This window comes from Streptomyces sp. NBC_00568 (assembly GCF_026341855.1).
In the GTDB taxonomy this organism is placed as follows: Bacteria; Actinomycetota; Actinomycetes; order Streptomycetales; family Streptomycetaceae; genus Streptomyces.
On the sequence record NZ_JAPENW010000001.1, the window covers coordinates 2,734,590 to 2,755,170 of the forward strand.

The window sequence follows — 20,581 nt, forward strand, 5'->3', positions numbered from 1 at the left end:
CCGGCCCGAAGCGTCACTACGGCATGAGCGACAGGCCGGCCCGGGGCGCCGCTACGGTTTGGCCGCCGGCGCCCCGGGGACGCCCTTCGGGGCGGGGGCCGGGCGGCCCGAGAGGAAGGACGCCCAGCCCTGCTTCGGCGCCTCACCGACCTGGAGGCCGCGGAGCTTGGCGAGGGTGACCGGGTCCTGGGCGTCGAGCCAGTCGGCGAGCTGCCTGAAGGAGACACAGCGCACGTCGGTCTTGGTGCAGACGCGTTCGACGACCTCGTCGACGGCACGCATGTAGTTGCCGCCGTTCCAGGACTCGAAGTGGTTCCCGATGATCAGGGGAGCGCGGTTGCCGTCGTAGGCGCGGCCGAAGCCCCTGAGCAGGCCGTCACGCATCTGGTCCCCCCAGTACCGCTGCTTACCGGGGTCGCCCTGGGTCTGGGTGCCCGACTGGTTGACCATGAAGTTGTAGTCCATGGTGAGCTGCTCATAGGAGTGCCCGGGGAAGGGCACAAGCTGCATCGACAGGTCCCACAGGCCCCTCTCCTTCTTCGGCCAGAGCTGGTCGTTGACGCCGCTGGTGTCGTAGCGGAAGCCCAGCTGGTGGGCCGCCTTCATGAAGTTCTGCCGGCCCTCCAGACAGGGGGTGCGGGCACCGATGAGTTCCTTGTCGTAGTCGAAGGGCAGTGATGCCGCCCCCGTCAGGCCCGCGTTGGTCTTCCAGGACTTCACGAACGACTTCGCCTGGGCGATCTCGCTCTTCCAGTCCGCGACCGACCACTGGCCGACCCCGCCCTCCGTACCGCAGAAGTGGCCGTTGAAGTGCGTACCGATCTCGTTGCCCTCGAGCCACGCGCCACGCAACTGCTTCACGGTGTCACGGATGCCCTGCTCGTCGTTGAAACCGATCTCCGAGCTGCCGGGCGTGTGCTGCGGCGGCCGGTACAGGTCGCGCTTGTCCTCCGGCAGCATGTACACGCCGCTCAGGAAGTACGTCATCGTCGCCTTGTTGGCCTTGGAGAGCTTCCGGAAGTGGGAGAAGAGCTTCTGGCTGTCCTCGCCGGCGCCGTCCCAGGAGAAGACCACGAACTGCGGGGGCTTCTGACCGGGCTTCAGCCGTTCGGGCCGGGGCAGATGTGGCTGCGCCCCGGTGTACGAGGTGGAACCGTCACCGATCAGGCGGACCGCGGCCCTGGGTGCCGCAGGGGCCCCCGCCGCCTTCTTCGCACCGTGCGCGCCTTCCTGAGCAGCGGTGGTACCGCCCGCGCAACCGGCGAGCGCGGTGGCGCAGGCCGCTGCGAGTGCTACACCCGCGGCGATCCTCTGGGTGGCGGCCATTTTCCGCCCTCCTTTTTCTCGGTCGGGTCAACGCCGATCAGGGCGCTGTCGCGGTTATGTACGGCTATGTACCGACAGCGCCGTCAAGGTTTCACGGGACCGAGAAGTAATAAGTACGACAAGCCGATCAAAAGCCCACTTCACCCCAAGGGGTGATTCAATGCCCCATTTGCTCCTATATTCGGCATGAACCCTTTACCCTGCATTACGATCCGTTTACCGAGCGTTGAAAATCCCGCCGCTGCACGCCGTGACCCACGGCCGCGACCCGCCCCCCGCCGATGTGGACGGGGGACCACCTGTTCCGCGACCGCGCTGCCCCGGAGGAGACGGGAACCATGTCTGCCTGCGTCCCCACCCGCGCCGCCGATTCGACTCGGCCCGCGCACGTCCACCCACCCCACAGCCCCCCGCCGACCCCGCCCCGCCGCTTCCGTATCGCGGGCGCAGATCTGTCGGCCTCGATCGCCGTCTTCCTGATCGCCCTGCCGCTGTCCCTCGGCATCGCCCTCGCCACCGGCGCCCCGCTCCAGGCCGGCCTCGTCGCCGCGGCCGTCGGCGGACTCGTCGTGGGACGCCTCGGCGGCTCACCGCTCCAGGTGAGCGGACCCGCCGCCGGCCTCACGGTCGTCACGGCCGAGCTCATCCACCACTACGGCTGGCGCGCGACCTGCGCCATCACCGTGCTCGCCGGAATCACCCAACTGGGCCTCGGCTGCCTGCGCGTGGCCCGCACGGCCCTGGCCGTCAGCCCCGCGATCGTGCACGGCATGCTCGCCGGAATCGGCGTGACCATCGCCGTCGCCCAGCTGCACATCGTGCTGGGAGGCATCCCGCAGAGCTCCGTCCTGGACAACCTCGTCGCGCTGCCGGACCAGGTGGCACACATGCACCCCGCGGCGGTGTCGATGAGCGCGCTGACACTGGCGCTGCTGTTCGCCTGGCCGCGTATCCCCGGGCGCACCGGGCGGATGCTGCGCAAGGTCCCCGCCGCGCTGGTCGCCGTCGCCGGAGCCACCGCCACCGCCTCCCTCGCCGGGCTGACGCTCCCCAGAGTCGACCTGCCGTCCTGGAGCAGCCACGCGCTGGCCGGGCTGCCCGAAGGCCCGGTGCTCGGCATCGCCGCCGCCATCCTCACCGTGACGCTGGTGTGCAGCGTGCAGTCACTGCTCGGCGCCGTCGCGGTGGACAAGCTGGTGAGCGGCCGCCCGGAACTCCAGGCGCACGTGGGCCGTTCCCGACTCGACCGGGAACTGCTCGGGCAGGGCGCCGCCAATGTCGTGTCCGGCGCGCTCGGCGGACTGCCGGTCGCCGGCGTCGCGGTGCGCAGTTCCGCGAATGTGCAAGCAGGTGCCATCAGCCGGAACTCCACGATGCTGCATGGCGTTTTCGTAGTAGTTGCCGCGCTGCTGATGGTCCCGATCCTGGAGCTGATCCCCCTCGCATCGCTCGCCGCCCTGGTGATGGCCGTCGGCATCCAGATGGTGTCCCTGCACCACATCCGCACGGTCACCCGCCACCGCGAAGTGCTGGTGTACGCCGTCACCACGCTCGGCGTCGTGTTCCTCGGAGTTCTCGAGGGCGTGGCGCTGGGGGTCTCCGTGGCCGTCGGTGTCGCCCTGCACCGTCTCGGACGCACCCGGATCACCCACGACGAGAAGGAAGGAGTCCATCACGTACACGTACGAGGGCAGTTGACGTTCCTCGCGGTGCCTCGACTCAGCCGCGCCCTGCATCTGGTGCCCCGAGGAGCCGACACCGTCGTGGAGCTGGACGGCTCGTTCATGGACCACGCCGCGTACGAGTCGCTGCACGACTGGCAGAGCACGCACACCGCCCAGGGCGGCACGGTCGAGCTCACCGGCCGGACCGGACAGCGGATCGCCGAGCCCGCGAATTCCACGCACTGCCGCTGCCGGCCCTGGACGCCCTGGCGGAACCATCAGTGCGAGGCCTCCGCCGTCCCGGAGTCCGCTTCCTCGAACGACCCTTCGGCCGGGCAGGACGAGGGAACCGGCGAGGCCAGACCGAGCGGACACCAACTGGCGCGCGGTATCAGCGCGTTCCAGCGCAACACCGCACCCCTGGTGCGCGATGAGCTGGCCCGGCTCGCACGGGAGGGGCAACGGCCGTCCCAGCTGTTCCTGACCTGTGCCGACTCTCGGCTCGTGACCTCGATGATCACCTCCAGTGGTCCGGGAGATCTCTTCGTCGTACGGAATGTGGGCAACCTGGTGCCCATGCCCGGAGAGGAGAGCGGGGACGACTCGGTGGCCGCGGCCATCGAGTACGCGGTGGACGTACTGAAGGTGCGGTCCATCACGGTCTGCGGGCACTCCGGGTGCGGAGCCATGCAGGCCCTGCTGGCCTCGGAGCCCGGAGGGGCGCTCACTCCGCTCAAGCGGTGGCTGCGGCACGGGCAGCCGAGCCTGGACCTGATGGCCGCCAAGGACAGGCCGTGGGCGCGGCTCGCCGGACGGGCGCCCGCCGACACGGTGGAGCAGCTCTGTCTGACCAATGTGGTGCAGCAGTTGGAGCACCTGCGGGCGCACGAGTCCGTGGCGCGGGCCCTGCGGGAGGGCGTGCTCGAGCTGCACGGAATGTACTTCCACGTGGGTGAGGCCCAGGCGTATCTGCTGGCCGACGCCGACGGGGCCGAGCTGTTCGATCACGTGGGCGCGGCGGAGGACCTGCGGCATCCGGCGTGATCGGGCGGTGGTGCGCGGCCCCGGTCGGCAGGGCCGCGCACCACGTACAACCCCCGCTGTCGATGCTCCGGCCCCGCTGGCCACAGCCGCTACGGCGGCCACGGCGGCCACGGCGGCCACGGCGGCCACGGCGAGGGGATCGTCGACACGCCCGGTCGCGAAACAGGATGCGTGAGGGGCAGGGGCGGCGAGGGTGGGGCGGGGGCGGGGGAATCTCGGCCGGCAGGGGGAGAAGTATCCGGTGTGGGGCGGGGAGAAGTATCCGGTGTAGGGCGTGTGGGGTTCCCGCGTCCGCGGTGGGAGGGACAGCCCTCTCCGTTCCTCGGGTCAGTCGGCCCAGTGGGCGTGGTCGATGTCCGTGGTCTATGTGCGTGGTCGAAGTGAACCCGGTGGCCGGAGGGTACGTGCCTCAGGGTGCGGACTTCGTGTGTTCTCGTGAGAGGCGCCGGGCCGTGCCGCGCGGCGAGGACGTGCCGCGCGGACCGAAGGCCCGGACCAGCGACACAGGATAGGTCTAAACCAATTTCGGATCGGGCCTTGTCACCGAGCCCCCCGGTCTGATGAGCTGTGGCCTGGGACACAACGGACACCCTGGGAAAGGGAGATGTCGTGAGCAACGAAAGCCTGGCCAACCTGCTGAAGGAAGAGCGCAGGTTCGCGCCGCCCGCCGACCTGGCGGCGAACGCCAATGTCACCGCGGAGGCGTATGAGCAGGCCAAGGCTGACAGGCTCGGCTTCTGGGCCGAGCAGGCCCGCCGCCTGACCTGGGCCACCGAGCCGACCGAGACGCTGGACTGGTCGAACCCGCCGTTCGCGAAGTGGTTCGCCGACGGAAAGCTGAACGTCGCGTACAACTGCGTGGACCGGCATGTCGAGGCCGGGAACGGCGACCGCGTCGCCATCCACTTCGAGGGTGAGCCGGGCGACAGCCGGGCCATCACCTACGCCGAACTCAAGGACGAGGTGTCGAAGGCCGCGAACGCTCTCACCGAGCTCGGCGTCGGCAAGGGCGACCGGGTCGCCATCTACCTGCCGATGATTCCCGAGGCCGTCGTCGCGATGCTGGCCTGCGCCCGTATCGGCGCCGCGCACTCGGTGGTCTTCGGCGGGTTCTCCGCGGACGCGATCGCCACCCGCATCCAGGACGCCGACGCCAAGCTGGTCATCACCTCCGACGGCGGTTACCGGCGCGGAAAGCCGTCCGCGCTCAAGCCGGCCGTCGACGAAGCGGTGAACCGGGTCGACGGGGTCGACAAGGTGCTGGTCGTGCGTCGTACCGGCGAGGACGTCGCCTGGACCGAGGGCCGCGACGTGTGGTGGCACGACATCGTCGGACGGCAGTCGACCGAGCAAACGCCGGAGGCGTTCGACGCCGAGCACCCGCTGTTCATCCTCTACACCTCCGGGACCACCGGGAAGCCGAAGGGCATCCTGCACACCTCGGGCGGCTACCTCACGCAGGCCTCGTACACCCACCACGCCGTCTTCGACCTCAAGCCGGAGACCGACGTGTACTGGTGCACGGCCGACATCGGCTGGGTCACCGGGCACTCCTACATCACGTACGGACCGCTCTCGAACGGCGCGACGCAGGTGATGTACGAAGGGACGCCGGACACGCCGCACCAGGGCCGGTTCTGGGAGATCGTCCAGAAGTACGGGGTGACGATCCTCTACACGGCGCCCACGGCCATCCGTACGTTCATGAAGTGGGGCGACGACATCCCCGCGAAGTTCGATCTGTCGTCGCTGCGGGTGCTCGGGTCGGTCGGCGAACCGATCAACCCCGAGGCGTGGATCTGGTACCGCAAGCACATCGGCGGGGACCGTACGCCGATCGTGGACACCTGGTGGCAGACCGAGACCGGCGCGATGATGATCTCGCCGCTGCCCGGAGTCACCGAGACGAAGCCGGGGTCGGCGCAGCGGGCCCTGCCCGGCATCGCGGCGACGGTGGTCGACGACGAGGCGAACGAGGTGCCCGACGGCGGTGGCGGTTACCTCGTGCTGACCGAGCCGTGGCCGTCCATGCTGCGCACGATCTGGGGCGACGACCAGCGGTTCCTCGACACGTACTGGTCGCGCTTCGAGGGGAAGTACTTCGCCGGGGACGGGGCCAAGAAGGACGACGACGGCGACATCTGGCTGCTCGGGCGCGTCGACGACGTGATGCTCGTGTCCGGGCACAACATCTCGACGACCGAGGTCGAGTCGGCCCTCGTCTCCCACCCGTCGGTCGCCGAAGCGGCGGTCGTGGGCGCGGCGGACGAGACGACCGGACAGGCGATCGTGGCCTTCGTCATCCTGCGCGGGACGGCTTCCGCCGAGGACGCCGGACTGGTGGCGGACCTGCGCAACCACGTGGGCACCACGCTCGGTCCGATCGCCAAGCCGAAGCGGGTCCTGCCGGTGGCCGAGCTGCCGAAGACCCGGTCGGGGAAGATCATGCGCCGCCTGCTGCGCGACGTGGCCGAGAACCGCGAGCTCGGTGACGTCACGACGCTCACCGACTCCACGGTGATGGACCTGATCCAGGCGAAGCTGCCGGCCGCTCCCAGCGAGGACTGACGCGGACTCACCCCCGCCCGGCCCTGAGGGGTGTGGGAGCACCCGGTGCTCCCACACCCCTCGCGTCGTCCTGGGGGCGGGACCGCCCCCGAGCCGCCGAAGTGCCCCTCTCAGCGCAACCGACAGCCCCCCGCGCCCGGTTTCGCCGTAATGTGAGGTTCCCGCACCGACCCGGCCGCATCTTAGGTAAAGTAAGGAAAGCGTCAAGGACGCGACAAGATCGTTCATGGTGTGCCGGGAAGTCTGGTCGGCGAGTGCTTTGTCCTGCCTGCTCGACCGGAGGTCCTCCCCGTGGCCGCGCCCCCTTCCACCGCCCGTAAGTTCTTCGGCCGGATGTCCCTGCCCGAACGGAACTTCGTGGCGGACGCGCTGCGCGCCGAGACCGTGGGCGGGGTGCTGCTGCTGATCGCGGCGATCGCGGCGCTGATCTGGGCGAACACCCTGCCGGACAGCTACGAGACCGTCTCGCACTACCACTTCGGGCCGGCCGCGCTCGGGCTCGATCTGTCCGTGGAGCACTGGGCGGCCGACGGACTGCTGGCCGTGTTCTTCTTCGTCGCCGGGATCGAGCTGAAGCGCGAACTGGTCGCCGGGGATCTGCGGGACCCGAAGGCCGCGGTGCTGCCCGTGGTCGCGGCGGTCTGCGGCATGGCCGTTCCCGCACTCGTCTACGTCCTGACCAGCCTGGCCGGCGGAGGCTCACTCGAAGGCTGGGCCGTCCCCACCGCCACCGACATCGCCTTCGCGCTCGCCGTGCTCGCCGTCATCGGAACGTCGTTGCCGTCCGCGCTGCGCGCCTTCCTGCTCACCCTCGCCGTCGTCGACGACCTGTTCGCGATCCTGATCATCGCGGTCTTCTTCACCGACTCCATCAACTTCGCCGCGCTCGGCGGGGCGGTCGTGGGCCTCGGCGTCTTCTGGCTGCTGCTCCGCAAGGGCGTGCACGGCTGGTACCTGTACGTCCCGCTCGCTCTGGTCATCTGGGGCCTGATGTACAACAGCGGCATCCACGCCACCATCGCCGGCGTCGCGATGGGCCTGATGCTGCGCTGCCACCCGCACGAGGGCGAGGAGCACTCCCCCGGCGAGCACATCGAACATCTGGTGCGCCCGGTGTCGGCGGGACTCGCCGTGCCGCTGTTCGCCCTGTTCAGCGCCGGCGTCTCGATCTCCGGCGGGGCGGTCGGCGATGTGTTCACCCGGCCCGAGACACTCGGCGTGGTGCTCGGACTCGTCGTCGGCAAGGCGGTCGGCATCTTCGGCGGTACGTGGCTGACGGCCCGGTTCACCCGGGCCTCACTCAGCGACGACCTGGAATGGGCGGACGTCGCCGCCGTCGCCACCCTCGCCGGAATCGGCTTCACCGTCTCCCTGCTCATCGGCGAACTCGCCTTCGAAGGCAACACGAGCCTCACCGACGAGACCAAGGCCGCCGTCCTGATCGGCTCTTTCATCGCGGCCGTACTCGCCACGGCGCTGCTGAAGCTGCGCAACGCCAAGTACCGCGCGATGTGCGAGGACGAGGAGCGCGACGAGGACCTCGACGGCATCCCGGACATCTACGAACAGGACAACCCGGCGTACCACTTGCGCATGGCCGCCATCTACGAGCGGAAGGCCGCGGAGCATCGCAGGCTTGCCGAAGTGGCGGGTGGGGCAAGCGAGGGGAACGACGGTCCGGCATGATCTGACAGGACCGTACAAACACATGCAGAAGAGGGAGATCGCGATGAGCGCACCCGACGGCAGCCCGGTCGGCGCCGAACGCAGCATCGGCCAGTTGGTCGCCTCGGCGACGACCGAGATGTCCGCACTGGTGCACGACGAAATCGCCCTGGCGAAGGCGCAGCTCAAGCAGGACGTCAAGCGCGGCGCGGTCAGCGGCGGCGCGTTCTCGGCGGCCGGCGCGGTACTGATCTTCTCCCTGCCGATGCTCAGCTTCGCCCTCGCGTACGGAATCCGGACCTGGAGCGACTGGAATCTCGCGATCTGCTTCGTGCTGTCGTTCGCGGCGAACGTGCTGGTCGCGGGCGTACTCGCGCTGGTCGGCGTGATCTTCGCGAAGAAGGCCAAGAAGAGCCAGGGCCCGCAGAAGGTGGCCGCCTCGATGAAGGAGACGGCGGGTGTTCTGCAGAACGCCAAGCCGCACCCCCGGCCCGAGCCGGTCGAGGACGTCGTCAAGGCTGTGGCACGCTCATCCTCATGACGGACCCCGCCACACCTTCGGCGCAACCCACCTCGGCCGTACGGATCGACCTTCCCGGCGGACGCAAAGTGATCCACCGGGATGTGGCCGCCAACGGCGCGCGCTTCCACATCGCCGAGCTCGGCGACGGGCCGCTCGTCCTGCTGCTGCACGGCTTCCCGCAGTTCTGGTGGACCTGGCGGCACCAGCTCGCCGCGCTCGCGGACGCCGGGTTCCGGGCCGTGGCCATGGACCTGCGGGGCGTCGGCGGCAGCGACCGCACCCCGCGCGGTTACGACCCCGCCAACCTCGCGCTCGACATCACCGGGGTCGTACGGTCCCTCGGCGAGCCCGACGCCGCGCTGGTCGGGCACGATCTCGGCGGCTATCTGGCGTGGACGGCGGCCGTCATGCGGCCCAAGCTCGTCCGCCGGCTCGCGGTGTCGTCCATGCCGCATCCGCGGCGCTGGCGCTCCGCCATGCTCTCCGACGTCAAGCAGACCGCGGCGGGCTCGTACATCTGGGGATTCCAGCGACCCTGGATCCCGGAGCGCCAACTCCTCGCGGACGACGGCGCCCTGGTGGGCCGTCTGGTACGGGACTGGTCGGGGCCGCGGCAGCCGGACGACGAAACCGTGGAGACGTACCGCCGCGCCATGTGCATCCCGTCGACCGCGCACTGCTCCCTCGAGCCGTACCGGTGGATGGTGCGGTCCATGGCGCGCCCGGACGGCATCCAGTTCAACCGGCGCATGAAGCGGCCGGTGCGGGTGCCGACGCTGCATCTGCACGGCTCGCTCGATCCGGTGATGCGGACGCGGAGCGCGGCGGGTTCCGGGGAGTACGTCGAAGCGCCGTACCGCTGGCGGCTGTTCGACGGGCTCGGGCACTTCCCGCACGAAGAGGATCCGGTCGCCTTCTCCACCGAGCTGGTCAACTGGCTGAAGGATCCGGAACCCGACCGGTGACACCCCGGTCACCCTTGCGTGATCGCCCGAACGCGCCCGGTGTCACGCCCGGAAATACGGACGGTGAACGCCTGTTCTTCGAACGGCCAATTGCCTCGCGCATAGGCCAATTGAGGGGCTGGGGCGAGGTTATCGACCTTGGGGCGGGGGCAGACGTCGGGGTATGGGCTGGACGCACGACTACAGTGACGCAGCACGCAATCGCCGCTCGGCCACGGGTCTGAGCTCCCATCAGAGGGGCACCCCGCAGCTGACAGGCACGGATCCTCGCGTGGGGATTCCGCACATTCTGCGCCGCCGGGCCCGCTGGGTCTCGATGCGGCTGCGCCATCCACGCGGCTGAGGCCCTGCCCGCCGGTCAGAGCGCGCAGCTGTCGCTGTCCACCTGCTGGTTGGCCGTACGCCCCTTGGCGATGTCCTCCTGGATCTCGTCCGCGGTGAGCGCGTAGCCGGTGTCGGCGTCGTCGAGCGACTTCGCGAAGACCACGCCGTAGACCTTGCCGTCGGGTGTCAGCAGCGGTCCGCCGGAGTTGCCCTGACGGACCGTCGCGTACAGCGAGTAGACGTCCCGGCGCACCGTCTTGCGGTGGTAGATGTCCGGGCCGTTGGCCGTGATGCGACCGCGTACGCGCGCGGGCTGGACGTTGTACGAGCCGTTCTGCGGGAAGCCCGCGACGATCGCGCTGTCGCCGCTGCTCGCGTCCTTCGCGCTGAACCGCAGCGCGGGCGCCTTCAGGTCCGGTACGTCGAGTACGGCGATGTCGCGCTCCCAGTCGTACAGGACGACCGTGGCGTCGTACTTCTTGCCCTCGCCGCCTATCTGGACGGTGGGCTCGTCGACTCCGCCGACCACGTGCGCGTTGGTCATCACCCGGCGGTCGCTGAAGACGAAGCCGGTGCCTTCGAGGACCTTGCCGCAGCTCTGGGCGGTGCCCATGACCTTGACGATGGAATTCTGCGAGCGGGTGGCGACGGGGCTGCCGGCGAGCGCCGGGTCGGGCGGCTTGACCTCGGTGATGGGCTCGTTGGCGAACGGGCTGAAGACCTGCGGGAAGCCGTTCTGGGCGAGGACCGAGGAGAAGTCGGCGAACCAGGTGTTGGCCTGGGAGGGCAGCGCGCGGGACACGCCGAGCAGCACTTTGGAGCTGCGGACCTCCTTGCCGAGCGTCGGCAGTGTCGTCCCGGCGAGGGCCGAGCCGATCAGCCAGGCGACGAGGAGCATCGCCACGACGTTCACCAGGGCGCCGCCGGTCGCGTCCAGGGCTCTGGCGGGGGACCAGGTGATGTACCGGCGCAGCTTGTTGCCGAGGTGAGTGGTGAGGGCCTGGCCGACGGAGGCGCAGACGATGACGACGACCACCGCCACGACGGCCGCGGTCGTGCTCACCTCGCTGTCGTCGGTCGCCCAGCCCCAGATGACCGGGAGCAGGTAGACGGCGACGAGACCACCGCCCAGGAAGCCGATCACCGACAGGATGCCGACGACGAAGCCCTGGCGATAGCCCACGATCGCGAACCACACAGCGGCGACCAGCAACAAAATGTCCAGCACATTCACGGAGGTCACCTTGTCATGCGCGCCAGTCGAGCGGGACCTGCTTATCGCGGTCCCACGGGCGCTCCCAGCCCGCGAAGTGCAGGATCTTGTCGATCACCCCGGCGGTAAAACCCCAGACCAGGGCCGATTCGACCAGAAATGCCGGACCCCGGTGACCGCTGGGATGCACGGTGGTCGCGCGGTTCGCCGGGTCCGTGAGATCCGCCACGGGGACGGTGAAGACACGGGCCGTCTCGCCCGGGTCGACGACGCCGACCGGGGTCGGGCGGCGCCACCACCCGAGGACCGGGGTGACCACGAAGCCGCTGACCGGGATGTACAGCTTGGGCAGCACGCCGAAGAGCTGGACGCCGCCCGGGTCGAGGCCGGTCTCCTCCTCGGCCTCGCGCAGGGCGGCCCGCAGCGGCCCGTCGGCCTTCGGGTCGCCGTCCTCGGGGTCGAGCGCGCCGCCGGGGAAGGACGGCTGCCCGGCGTGCGATCTGAGGGTGCCGGCGCGCTCCATGAGCAGCAGCTCGGGGCCGCGGCCGCCCTCGCCGAACAGGATGAGCACCGCGGACTGACGGCCCGTGCCGTTCGACGGCGGCAGGAAGCGGCTCAGCTGGAGCGGTTCCACCGTCTCCGCGGCGTGCGCGACCGGTCCCAGCCAGTCGGGCAGACCGTCCTTGCTGAGGACCACCGGCCCGCCCTGCGTGTTGCTCGCGTCCTGTGTGTTGCCTGCGCGCGTCATCGCCACCCCCGTTCTGCAATCCCCAACGCCCGCCGGGGCCGTGTTCGTTCCGTCATCCGGCGCCCAGTGGGGGTGCGGGGATGCCGCCCGCGTCCAGATAGGACTGCGGAGGGTTGAGCCGCTGACCGGGGAAGCCGCCCTTCTCGTACTTCAGGAGCTTCTTCGCCTTCTCGGGGTCGGTCTCGCCCTCCCCGTACGCCGGGCAGAGCGGGGCGATGGGGCAGGCGCCGCAGGCGGGCTTGCGGGCGTGGCAGATCCGGCGGCCGTGGAAGATCACGTGGTGCGACAGCATGGTCCACTCGCTCTTCGGGAAGAGCCCGCCGACGGCCGCCTCGATCTTGTCCGGGTCGGTCTCGGCCGTCCACCGCCAGCGCCGCACGAGCCGCTGGAAGTGGGTGTCCACGGTGATCCCGGGCCGCCCGAAGGCGTTGCCGAGCACGACGAAGGCGGTCTTGCGGCCCACGCCGGGCAGTTTGACGAGGTCCTCGAGGCGGCCGGGCACCTCGCCCCCGAAGTCGTCCCGCAGGGCCTTGGAGAGCCCTATGACCGACTTGGTCTTGGCCCGGAAGAACCCGGTCGGGCGCAGGATCTCCTCGACCTCCTCCGGGTTGGCCTCGGCGAGGTCGTCGGGGGTGGGGTACTTGGCGAAGAGCGCCGGTGTCGTCTGATTCACCCGCAGGTCGGTCGTCTGGGCGGACAGGACCGTGGCGACGATCAGCTGGAAGGGGTTCTGGAAGTCCAGCTCCGGGTGGGCGTACGGGTACACCTCGGCCAGCTCGCGGTTGATGCGGCGGGCCCGGCGGACGAGAGCGGTGTGCGACTCGTTCCGCGGCGGCTCGGGGGCGGCGTGCGGCACGGGCGCCGCCTTCCTGGCGGTGGCTCCGGCGGACCCGGCCTTCTCGGAGGCCGCCTTCGCCGACACGGCCTTCTTGGCGACGGCCTTCTTGGCGACGGCCTTCTCGGAGGCGGCCTTCTTGGCGACCGCCTTCGTCGGCGTCACCTTCCTGGCGGCCGCTTTCGCGGGCGTCGCCTTTTTGGCGGTCTGACGGGCGCTCTTCTTCGCGCCCTCCTCGGCGGCCGCCTTCGGTGCCGCCTTCCGTGCGGTCTTCCGTGCCGCCTTCACCGGCGTCGACCCTGTCGCTTTTGTCGTTTCTTTGGTTCCGTCGGGGGCCTGTTCGCCCACAGCGGAATCGCGACGTACAACCACCCGCCCAGCCCCCTTGGCCTGTGCTCTCACCGGCGATTTGGACACCCGGCCAGCCTAGAGCCCGGCACCGACATCCGCCCCGGACCCTGAAGATCGGCCCCCAATTGGCCCCCTGCCGCACTCGTTGGGACGCCAGTGCGGCAGACTTGTGACTGATCACACTGTTTGGACCGTCCGGCAAGATGGGGAACACGGTCCCCTGGTACCAAGGGGGAGCAAGATCCCCTGAGCAGGTCGACAAGGAGAGAACTCGTGGACGACGTTCTGCGGCGCGCCCCGCTCTTCGCGGCGCTCGATGACGAGCAGGCCGCGGAGCTCCGCGCCTCCATGAGTGAGGTGACCCTCGCGCGAGGCGATGCTCTCTTCCATGAGGGCGACCCCGGCGACCGCCTCTATGTGGTCACCGAGGGCAAGGTGAAGCTCCACCGCACCTCCCCCGACGGGCGCGAGAACATGCTGGCCGTCCTCGGCCCCGGTGAGCTGATCGGCGAGCTGTCGCTGTTCGACCCGGGCCCGCGCACGGCGACCGCCACCGCACTCACCGAGGTCAAGCTGCTCGGCCTCGGCCACGGCGACCTCCAGCCGTGGCTGAACGCGCGGCCCGAGGTGGCCGCCGCGCTGCTGCGCGCCGTCGCACGGCGCCTGCGCAAGACCAACGACCAGATGTCCGACCTGGTCTTCTCCGACGTGCCCGGCCGTGTCGCGCGCGCCCTGCTCGACCTGTCGCGCCGCTTCGGCGTGCAGTCCGAAGAGGGCATTCACGTCGTGCACGACCTGACACAGGAGGAGTTGGCCCAGCTGGTCGGCGCCTCCCGCGAGACCGTCAACAAGGCGCTCGCCGACTTCGCGGGCCGCGGCTGGCTCCGCCTGGAGGCCCGCGCGGTGATCCTCCTGGACGTGGAGCGGCTCGCCAAGCGCTCGCGCTGACACCTTCCGCCGTACGACGACGGGGTCCCGCCTTCTTCCGAGGCGGGACCCCGTCGTCGTCGCCCGTGCATGCCCTTCCACGGCACCCCGCCGCCACCCTTGCCCGCCCTCCGGGTCTCCCACGGCCCGAGCAGGCGTAAATGACCTGCTCCAGGACGGCCCGCCCGGGCACAGTGGGCGCATGGCCGCTCAGGAGAACCACAGAGGACTCGACGCGCAGGGGTACATCAGGCGCGAGGGATCGCCCGCGCGCGTCCCGTACGCCTTCCGGCCGGTCGTCGCGGCGGCCCGCGACCGCCTCCTGGGCGTCTTCGGGGCGCGGCTGGACGGCGCGTACCTCTACGGCTCGATCCCGCGCGGCACCGCGCGCGTGGGGCGCTCCGACCTCGACCTGCTGCTCTCCCTGCGCGACGAGCCGACGGACGCGGACCACGCCGACGCCCGCGCTCTCGAAGCGGCGCTCGACGAGGAGTTCACCGAGATCGACGGCGTGGGAACGCTCCTGTTCAGCCGTACACGGCTGCTGAGCGACCTGGAGAGGTACGACCTCGGCTGGTTCGTCGCCTGCCTCTGTACGCCCCTCCTGGGCGAGGATCTGGCCGAATACCTCCCCCGCTACCGCCCCGACGCGCTGCTCGCCCGCGAGACGAACGGCGACCTCGCCCTGCTGCTGCCGCGCTGGCGCGAGCGGATCGACGGTGCGGCGGACACCGAGGAGGCCCGGCGCCCCCTGGTCCGCTCGATGTCGCGGCACCTCGTGCGCACCGGCTTCACGCTCGTCATGCCGCGCTGGAACGGCTGGACCAGCGACCTCGGGGAGATGGCCGAGGCGTTCGGCGCGTACTACCCGGAGCGGGCCGCCGACCTGCGCGAGGCAGCCGTCCGCGGATACGAGCCGACCGGCGAACCGGCCGTGCTCCGCTCGTACACGGACGACCTGGGGCCCTGGCTCGCCGGGGAGTACGCGCGCGTGCACGGCATCAAGGCGCCCCGCCCGTGAAGGCCCTCTCCGGGAGGCCGGAAAACGCCGCCCCGGCCCGCCTCGCTAGGGGCTGTCCGCGCCCTGCGAGCTGATCCGGACGACAGCCTCTAGATGAGCCCGTGCTCCCGCAGATAGTCCATCTGCGCCCGCACCGACAACTCGGCCGCGGGCCACAGCGAACGGTCCACGTCCGCGTAGACGCGGGCGACGACCTCGTCCGGCGACCGGTAGCCGTTCTCGACGGCCGTCTCCACCTGGGCGAGCCGGTGGGCACGATGGGCGAGGTAGAACTCGACCGCGCCCTGGGCGTCATCGAGGACGGGCCCGTGACCGGGCAGCACGGTGTGGACACCGTCGTCGACCGTCAGGGAGCGGAGCCGGCGCAGGGAGTCGAGATAGTCGCCCAGGCGGCCGTCCGGATGGGCCACCACGGTCGTCCCGCGCCCCAGGATGGTGTCCCCGGTCAGCACGGCCCGATCGGCCGGGAGATGGAAGCACAGCGAGTCCGCGGTGTGCCCCGGGGTCGGCACGACGCGCAGCTCGAGGCCGCCGAGGCTGATCACGTCTCCCGCGGCCAGCCCCTCGTCCCCCAGCCGCAGCGCCGGATCCAGGGCCCGCACCTTGGTCCCCGTCAGCTCGGCGAACCGCGCGGCGCCCTCGGCGTGATCGGGATGCCCGTGCGTCAGCAGGGTCAGCGCGACACGCTTCCCGGCCTTCTCGGCCGTGTCCAGCACATTCCGCAGATGTACGTCGTCCAGGGGTCCCGGGTCGATCACGACCGCGAGCTCGGAGTCCGGCTCGGCCACGATCCACGTGTTCGTGCCGTCCAGGGTCATCGCGGAGGCGTTGGGGGCGAGGACGTTCACCGCGCGCGCGGTGGCGGGGCCGGAGAGGACCGCTCCGCGCGGCTGGCCGGGAAGGGCTGCTGCGTCGGTCATGCGGAGGCTCCACCGGTCGGGATGTGCTTGGTGAACTCGTCGTGTCCGGGCCAGGCGAGGACGACCTCGCCGTCCTCCAGGCGGGCCTCGGCCAGGACGGGGGTGAGATCACGCGTGGGCGCGGCCGCGAGGGCGTCGGCGGCGGTCTCGTACGCCACGATCCCGCGCAGGGTCGCGATGGTGGGCGGCATCATCAGCAGCTCGCCCTTGTCGTACCCGGCCGCCGCGTCGGCCGGACGGATCCACACCGTGCGGTCGGCCTCCGTGGAGGCGTTCCGCGTGCGCTGGCCCTCGGGCAGGACGGCCACGAAGAACCAGGTGTCGTAGCGGCGGGACTCGAACTCCGGGGTGATCCAGCGGGCCCAGGCACCGAGCAGGTCCGAGCGGAGCACGAGCCCTCTGCGGTCGAGGAACTCCGCGAAGGACAGATCCCTGGCGACCAGGGCCGCCCGGTCCGCCTCCCAGTCCTCCCCGGTCGTGTCACCGACCACGGTGTCCGGGCTGGGGCCGGCGAGCAGGACGCCCGCCTCCTCGTACGTCTCCCGTACGGCCGCGCAGACGATGGCCTGGGCGGAGGTCTCGTCCACGCCGAGCCTCTCCGCCCACCACGCGCGCGTGGGCCCCGCCCAGCGGATCTGCTGCTCGTCGTCGCGCGGGTCCACGCCGCCGCCCGGATACGCGTACGCGCCTCCCGCGAAGGCCATGGAGGTCCGTCTGCGCAGCATGTGGACCATAGGGCCGGCCTGGGTGTCCTTGACCAGCATCACGGTGGCCGCGCGCCGGGGCGTCACCGGCGTCAGCGTGCCTTCGGCAAGCGCCCGAATCCGCTCCGGCCACTCCGCCGGAAACCATTGCCCATTCCCCATGGCCGGAGGCTATCCCGAGCCGGGCGGATGTTCGAGGCCCCACCGCCCCCACAGAGGTCTCCAGCCCCGTCCCGCACCTGGGGTTCCGCCCCGGACCCCGCTCTCCGAACACCGGAGGGACGGAAACTTCCCCGCACTCGAAAGGCACAGGAAGGGAAGTGCGCGCAAGCCACGCACCACCCGCAGCCGAGAACGCACGGGAGGGGCCGTGCCGGTACATCCCGCATGTCCGTCGCTCACGTCCGGATCGAGCAGCGGCTCGCATCAGAACTCACGGCTGATCCAGCGGCGACGGACGGGATGTACCGGCACGGCCCCGACCCGCATCAGAACCGGCACCGCGAAAACGCCCGGAGGGCTACGCGTGCGTGAGCTCCACCTGGATCTCGACCTCGACCGGCGCGTCCAGCGGCAGCACGGCCACACCGACCGCGCTCCGGGCGTGCACGCCCTTGTCGCCCAGCACCGCACCCAGCAGCTCACTCGCGCCGTTCAGCACGCCCGGCTGCCCGGTGAAGTCCGACGCCGAGGCCACGAAGCCCACGACCTTCACGACACGCGCGATGCGATCGAGGTCGCCCACGACCGACTTCACCGCCGCCAGCGCGTTCAGCGCACACGTACGGGCCAGCTCCTTGGCCTCCTCGGCCGTGACCTCGGCCCCCACCTTCCCGGTGACCGGAAGCTTCCCGTCCACCATCGGAAGCTGCCCGGCGGTGTACACGTACACGCCCGACTGCACGGCGGGCTGGTACGCGGCGAGCGGCGGGACCACACCCGGAAGGGTCAGGCCGAGCTCGGCGAGCTTCGCCTCGACCGCGCCACTCATGCGGACCTCTCGCGCTTCAGGTAGGCCACCAGCTGCTCGGGGTTGTTCGGCCCGGGCACGACCTGGACGAGCTCCCAGCCGTCCTCGCCCCAGGTGTCCAGAATCTGCTTCGTGGCATGGACGAGCAGCGGCACGGTTGCGTATTCCCACTTGGTCATGTGGCCGACTGTAGCCGCTGCCGACCACCACCTCCCGCCCGAGCCACCCCCCTCCCGCCCGCCTCGTCACCACCCGCGCCCACCGACCACATCCGGCCACATCGCGCCTCCCCGCGCGCAGCTTGTCCACAGCCTCCTGCTTAGTCCGGCGGCGGACTGGTTAGGCTCGAATACGTGAGCAGGCTCCAGGTCGTCAGCGGCAAGGGCGGTACCGGCAAGACCACGGTGGCCGCCGCCCTCGCGCTCGCCCTCGCGACCGAGGGCAAGCGTGCCCTCCTCGTCGAGGTCGAGGGCAGACAGGGCATCGCGCAGCTCTTCGAGACAGAAGCGCTGCCCTACGAGGAGCGGAAGATCGCCGTCGCTCCGGGGGGCGGGGAGGTGTACGCCCTCGCCATCGACCCCGAACTGGCGCTGCTGGACTACCTCCAGATGTTCTACAAACTGGGCGGCGCCGGCCGCGCCCTGAAGAAACTCGGCGCGATCGACTTCGCGACCACCATCGCGCCCGGCCTGCGCGACGTGCTCCTCACCGGCAAGGCCTGCGAGGCGGTGCGGCGCAAGGAGAAGAGCGGGCGCTTCACGTACGACTACGTGGTGATGGACGCGCCCCCGACGGGCCGGATCACCCGCTTCCTGAACGTCAACGACGAGGTCGCCGGCCTCGCGAAGATCGGCCCGATACACAATCAGGCCCAGGCCGTCATGCGCGTCCTCAAGTCCCCGGAGACGGCGGTCCACTTGGTGACGCTGCTGGAGGAGATGCCCGTACAGGAGACCGCGGACGGGATCGCGGAGCTGCGCGCGGCGAAGCTGCCTGTGGGCCGGATCATCGTGAACATGGTCCGCCCGGCCCTCCTCGACAGCATCGACCTGGCACTCGCGGAGGCCGCTCCCCGTACGGCGATCGCCAAGTCGCTCTCGGCGGCCGGCCTCGGCGGCGCGCGGCGCGGCGGACTCGCCGAACGGCTGGTGGAGCCGCTTCTCCAGCAGGCCGGGGAGTACGCCGAGCGGTACACCCTGGAGACCGAGCAGCGTAGCGTCCTGGCCGAGCTGGGCCTGCCGCTGCACGAACTCCCTTTGCTCGCCGAGGGCATGGATCTGGCGGGCCTCTACCAACTGGCCGCACAGCTGCGCAAGCAAGGGATGTCATGAGTCTGGACCCCGCCCGCGTCCTCGACCTCGACCCGCTGCTCGACGACCCGAAGACCCGCATCGTGGTGTGCTGCGGCTCGGGCGGCGTCGGCAAGACGACCACGGCCGCGGCCCTCGGGCTGCGCGCCGCGGAGCGCGGCCGCAAGGTGGTCGTGCTCACCATCGACCCCGCGCGCAGACTGGCGCAGTCCATGGGCATCGACTCCCTCGACAACACTCCGCGCCGGGTGAAGGGCGTCGAGGGGAGCGGCGAGCTGCACGCCATGATGCTCGACATGAAGCGCACGTTCGACGAGATCGTCGAGGCGCACGCGGACGGCGAGCGGGCGGCCGTCATCCTCAACAACCCCTTCTACCAGTCGCTTTCGGCGGGCTTCGCGGGCACGCAGGAGTACATGGCGATGGAGAAGCTGGGCCAGTTGCGCGCGCGCGACGAGTGGGACCTGATCGTGGTCGACACTCCGCCGTCCCGCTCGGCACTGGACTTCCTGGACGCCCCGAAGCGGCTCGGGTCCTTCCTCGACGGGCGGCTGATCCGGCTGCTGACGGCGCCGGCGAAGCTGGGCGGCCGGGCGGGCATGAAGTTCCTGAACGTCGGGATGTCGATGATGACCGGCACCCTGGGCAAGCTGCTCGGGGGCCAACTCCTCAAGGACGTCCAGACGTTCGTCGCGGCGATGGACACCACCTTCGGCGGGTTCCGGACGCGGGCCGACGCCACGTACAAGCTGCTCCAGGCGCCCGGCACGGCGTTCCTCGTGGTGGCGGCCCCGGAGCGGGACGCGCTGCGCGAGGCCGCGTACTTCGTGGAGCGGCTGGCCGCGGAGGACATGCCGTTCGCCGGGCTGGTGCTCAACCGGGTGCACGGCAGCGGGGCCACCCAGTTGTCCGCCGAGCGGGCGCTCGCCGCGGCGGAAGACGTCGATTCCGTCGTCGCGGAAGATCTTGAATCCGCCGCCGCGGAAAATCTTGACGAGGCCCGCATTGTGGATCAGGGGGACGGGAAAGCTGGACTTCGTAACTCTCCCGACACGTACGGCAGTTCAGAATCACCGGCTTCCGAGACACCAGCTCCTGACGAAGGCTCCCCCGCCGCCACGCACAGGACGACCGCCCCGGACAGGACCACCGCTACGGACAGGACCGCCGCCACGGACCCCGAGCGATCCATCGACCAGCTCACCGCAGGACTCCTGAGGCTCCACGCCGAGCGCATGCAGCTACTCTCCCGCGAGCAGCGCACGCGTGACCGCTTCGCCGCACGCCACCCGGAGGTGCCGGTGGCCGAAGTGGCCGCGCTGCCCGGTGATGTACACGATCTCGTCGGGCTGCGGGACATCGGGAACCGGCTCGCTGCCCATCGGCACGAGCTGCCCGAAAGCTGAGCCTGCGGGAGAAGCCCGAGGGGGCGCCCTCAGCCCCTCCCGGCCCCCGCGACACCGGACGGGCCCTGGAAGGGCCCGGACGGGCTTGAGGGGCCCG

General features: G+C 70.6%; 18 protein-coding genes. 10 read left to right on the forward strand and 8 right to left on the reverse strand.

Annotation, left to right across the window (positions count from 1 at the left end; translation table 11 throughout):
* Positions 1-51: 51 nt before the first annotated feature.
* Positions 52-1,326, reverse strand: a complete 1,275-nt coding sequence (locus OOK38_RS11790) for a hypothetical protein (RefSeq protein ID WP_266761090.1) — start codon at positions 1,324-1,326, stop codon at positions 52-54.
* A 338-nt stretch (positions 1,327-1,664) separates the two neighbouring features.
* Between OOK38_RS11790 and OOK38_RS11795 the strand changes: the two genes are divergently transcribed.
* The 6 genes from OOK38_RS11795 (at position 1,665) to OOK38_RS11820 (ending at position 10,098) form a co-directional block, all read left to right on the forward strand.
* The gene (locus OOK38_RS11795) at positions 1,665-4,034 is read left to right on the forward strand and encodes a SulP family inorganic anion transporter (RefSeq protein ID WP_266761088.1); all 2,370 of its coding nucleotides are present in this window, start codon (positions 1,665-1,667) and stop codon (positions 4,032-4,034) included.
* A gap of 567 nt (positions 4,035-4,601) precedes the next feature.
* Positions 4,602-6,602 carry an acetate--CoA ligase gene (gene acs / locus OOK38_RS11800; protein ID WP_266761086.1) on the forward strand — a complete coding sequence of 667 codons (2,001 nt, stop codon included), beginning with the start codon at positions 4,602-4,604 and terminating at the stop codon, positions 6,600-6,602.
* 291 nt (positions 6,603-6,893) lie between these two features.
* A complete protein-coding gene (gene nhaA / locus OOK38_RS11805; RefSeq protein ID WP_266761084.1) occupies positions 6,894-8,288 on the forward strand; it encodes a Na+/H+ antiporter NhaA in 1,395 nt (464 codons plus the stop codon).
* 43 nt (positions 8,289-8,331) lie between these two features.
* Positions 8,332-8,808, forward strand: a complete 477-nt coding sequence (locus tag OOK38_RS11810; RefSeq protein ID WP_266761082.1) for a phage holin family protein — start codon at positions 8,332-8,334, stop codon at positions 8,806-8,808.
* Positions 8,805-9,755 (forward strand): alpha/beta fold hydrolase, encoded by a 951-nt coding sequence (locus OOK38_RS11815; RefSeq protein WP_266761080.1) that lies wholly within the window; start codon positions 8,805-8,807, stop codon positions 9,753-9,755. The genes OOK38_RS11810 and OOK38_RS11815 overlap by 4 nt, the downstream gene beginning before the upstream one ends.
* Before the next feature lie 163 nt (positions 9,756-9,918).
* Entirely contained in the window at positions 9,919-10,098 is a 180-nt protein-coding gene (locus OOK38_RS11820) for a hypothetical protein (RefSeq protein WP_266761078.1), read from the forward strand.
* Positions 10,099-10,113: 15 nt separating this feature from the next.
* Here OOK38_RS11820 and OOK38_RS11825 read toward each other — a convergent pair whose 3' ends face one another.
* Genes OOK38_RS11825 through nth form a run of 3 tightly spaced genes read right to left on the reverse strand, consistent with a single transcriptional unit; the run spans position 10,114 to position 13,163 of the window.
* Positions 10,114-11,313, reverse strand: a complete 1,200-nt coding sequence (locus OOK38_RS11825) for a MarP family serine protease (protein WP_266761076.1) — start codon at positions 11,311-11,313, stop codon at positions 10,114-10,116.
* A 13-nt stretch (positions 11,314-11,326) separates the two neighbouring features.
* Positions 11,327-12,040 (reverse strand): CoA pyrophosphatase, encoded by a 714-nt coding sequence (locus OOK38_RS11830; RefSeq protein WP_266761074.1) that lies wholly within the window; start codon positions 12,038-12,040, stop codon positions 11,327-11,329.
* 52 nt (positions 12,041-12,092) lie between these two features.
* Positions 12,093-13,163: an endonuclease III gene (gene nth, locus OOK38_RS11835; protein ID WP_266761072.1), complete on the reverse strand. Its 1,071-nt coding sequence runs from the start codon at positions 13,161-13,163 to the stop codon at positions 12,093-12,095.
* Positions 13,164-13,499: 336 nt separating this feature from the next.
* Here nth and OOK38_RS11840 point away from each other — a divergent pair, with 336 nt between their 5' ends.
* Entirely contained in the window at positions 13,500-14,174 is a 675-nt protein-coding gene (locus tag OOK38_RS11840) for a Crp/Fnr family transcriptional regulator (RefSeq protein WP_006382668.1), read from the forward strand.
* 181 nt (positions 14,175-14,355) lie between these two features.
* A complete protein-coding gene (locus OOK38_RS11845) occupies positions 14,356-15,174 on the forward strand; it encodes a nucleotidyltransferase (protein ID WP_266761070.1) in 819 nt (272 codons plus the stop codon).
* Positions 15,175-15,263: 89 nt separating this feature from the next.
* Here OOK38_RS11845 and OOK38_RS11850 read toward each other — a convergent pair whose 3' ends face one another.
* From OOK38_RS11850 to OOK38_RS11865, 4 genes are all read right to left on the reverse strand, one after another.
* Entirely contained in the window at positions 15,264-16,094 is an 831-nt protein-coding gene (locus tag OOK38_RS11850) for an MBL fold metallo-hydrolase (protein ID WP_266761068.1), read from the reverse strand.
* Positions 16,091-16,960: an NUDIX hydrolase gene (locus OOK38_RS11855; RefSeq protein WP_266761066.1), complete on the reverse strand. Its 870-nt coding sequence runs from the start codon at positions 16,958-16,960 to the stop codon at positions 16,091-16,093. Before OOK38_RS11855 ends, OOK38_RS11850 begins: the two co-directional genes overlap by 4 nt.
* Before the next feature lie 358 nt (positions 16,961-17,318).
* Complete coding sequence (locus OOK38_RS11860; RefSeq protein WP_261704750.1) at positions 17,319-17,789, reverse strand: RidA family protein; 471 nt, start codon at positions 17,787-17,789, stop codon at positions 17,319-17,321.
* Positions 17,786-17,947: a DUF4177 domain-containing protein gene (locus OOK38_RS11865; RefSeq protein ID WP_143608830.1), complete on the reverse strand. Its 162-nt coding sequence runs from the start codon at positions 17,945-17,947 to the stop codon at positions 17,786-17,788. The genes OOK38_RS11860 and OOK38_RS11865 overlap by 4 nt, the downstream gene beginning before the upstream one ends.
* Positions 17,948-18,121: 174 nt before the next feature.
* Here OOK38_RS11865 and OOK38_RS11870 point away from each other — a divergent pair, with 174 nt between their 5' ends.
* Entirely contained in the window at positions 18,122-19,099 is a 978-nt protein-coding gene (locus tag OOK38_RS11870) for an ArsA-related P-loop ATPase (protein WP_266761062.1), read from the forward strand.
* The gene (locus tag OOK38_RS11875) at positions 19,096-20,484 is read left to right on the forward strand and encodes an ArsA family ATPase (protein WP_266761060.1); all 1,389 of its coding nucleotides are present in this window, start codon (positions 19,096-19,098) and stop codon (positions 20,482-20,484) included. Before OOK38_RS11870 ends, OOK38_RS11875 begins: the two co-directional genes overlap by 4 nt.
* Positions 20,485-20,581: the final 97 nt, after the last annotated feature.

What these genes read in the sequence shown, in the direction of transcription:
- OOK38_RS11845 (WP_266761070.1), top strand. Translation starts at nt 14,356, where the DNA reads ATGGCCGCTCAGGAGAACCACAGAGGACTCGACGCGCAGGGGTACATC.
- OOK38_RS11860 (WP_261704750.1), bottom strand. Translation starts at nt 17,789, where the DNA reads ATGAGTGGCGCGGTCGAGGCGAAGCTCGCCGAGCTCGGCCTGACCCTT.
- OOK38_RS11815 (WP_266761080.1), top strand. Translation starts at nt 8,805, where the DNA reads ATGACGGACCCCGCCACACCTTCGGCGCAACCCACCTCGGCCGTACGG.
- OOK38_RS11875 (WP_266761060.1), top strand. Translation starts at nt 19,096, where the DNA reads ATGAGTCTGGACCCCGCCCGCGTCCTCGACCTCGACCCGCTGCTCGAC.
- OOK38_RS11865 (WP_143608830.1), bottom strand. Translation starts at nt 17,947, where the DNA reads ATGACCAAGTGGGAATACGCAACCGTGCCGCTGCTCGTCCATGCCACG.
- OOK38_RS11830 (WP_266761074.1), bottom strand. Translation starts at nt 12,040, where the DNA reads ATGACGCGCGCAGGCAACACACAGGACGCGAGCAACACGCAGGGCGGG.
- OOK38_RS11795 (WP_266761088.1), top strand. Translation starts at nt 1,665, where the DNA reads ATGTCTGCCTGCGTCCCCACCCGCGCCGCCGATTCGACTCGGCCCGCG.
- OOK38_RS11855 (WP_266761066.1), bottom strand. Translation starts at nt 16,960, where the DNA reads ATGGGGAATGGGCAATGGTTTCCGGCGGAGTGGCCGGAGCGGATTCGG.
- OOK38_RS11810 (WP_266761082.1), top strand. Translation starts at nt 8,332, where the DNA reads ATGAGCGCACCCGACGGCAGCCCGGTCGGCGCCGAACGCAGCATCGGC.
- OOK38_RS11850 (WP_266761068.1), bottom strand. Translation starts at nt 16,094, where the DNA reads ATGACCGACGCAGCAGCCCTTCCCGGCCAGCCGCGCGGAGCGGTCCTC.
- OOK38_RS11790 (WP_266761090.1), bottom strand. Translation starts at nt 1,326, where the DNA reads ATGGCCGCCACCCAGAGGATCGCCGCGGGTGTAGCACTCGCAGCGGCC.
- OOK38_RS11820 (WP_266761078.1), top strand. Translation starts at nt 9,919, where the DNA reads ATGGGCTGGACGCACGACTACAGTGACGCAGCACGCAATCGCCGCTCG.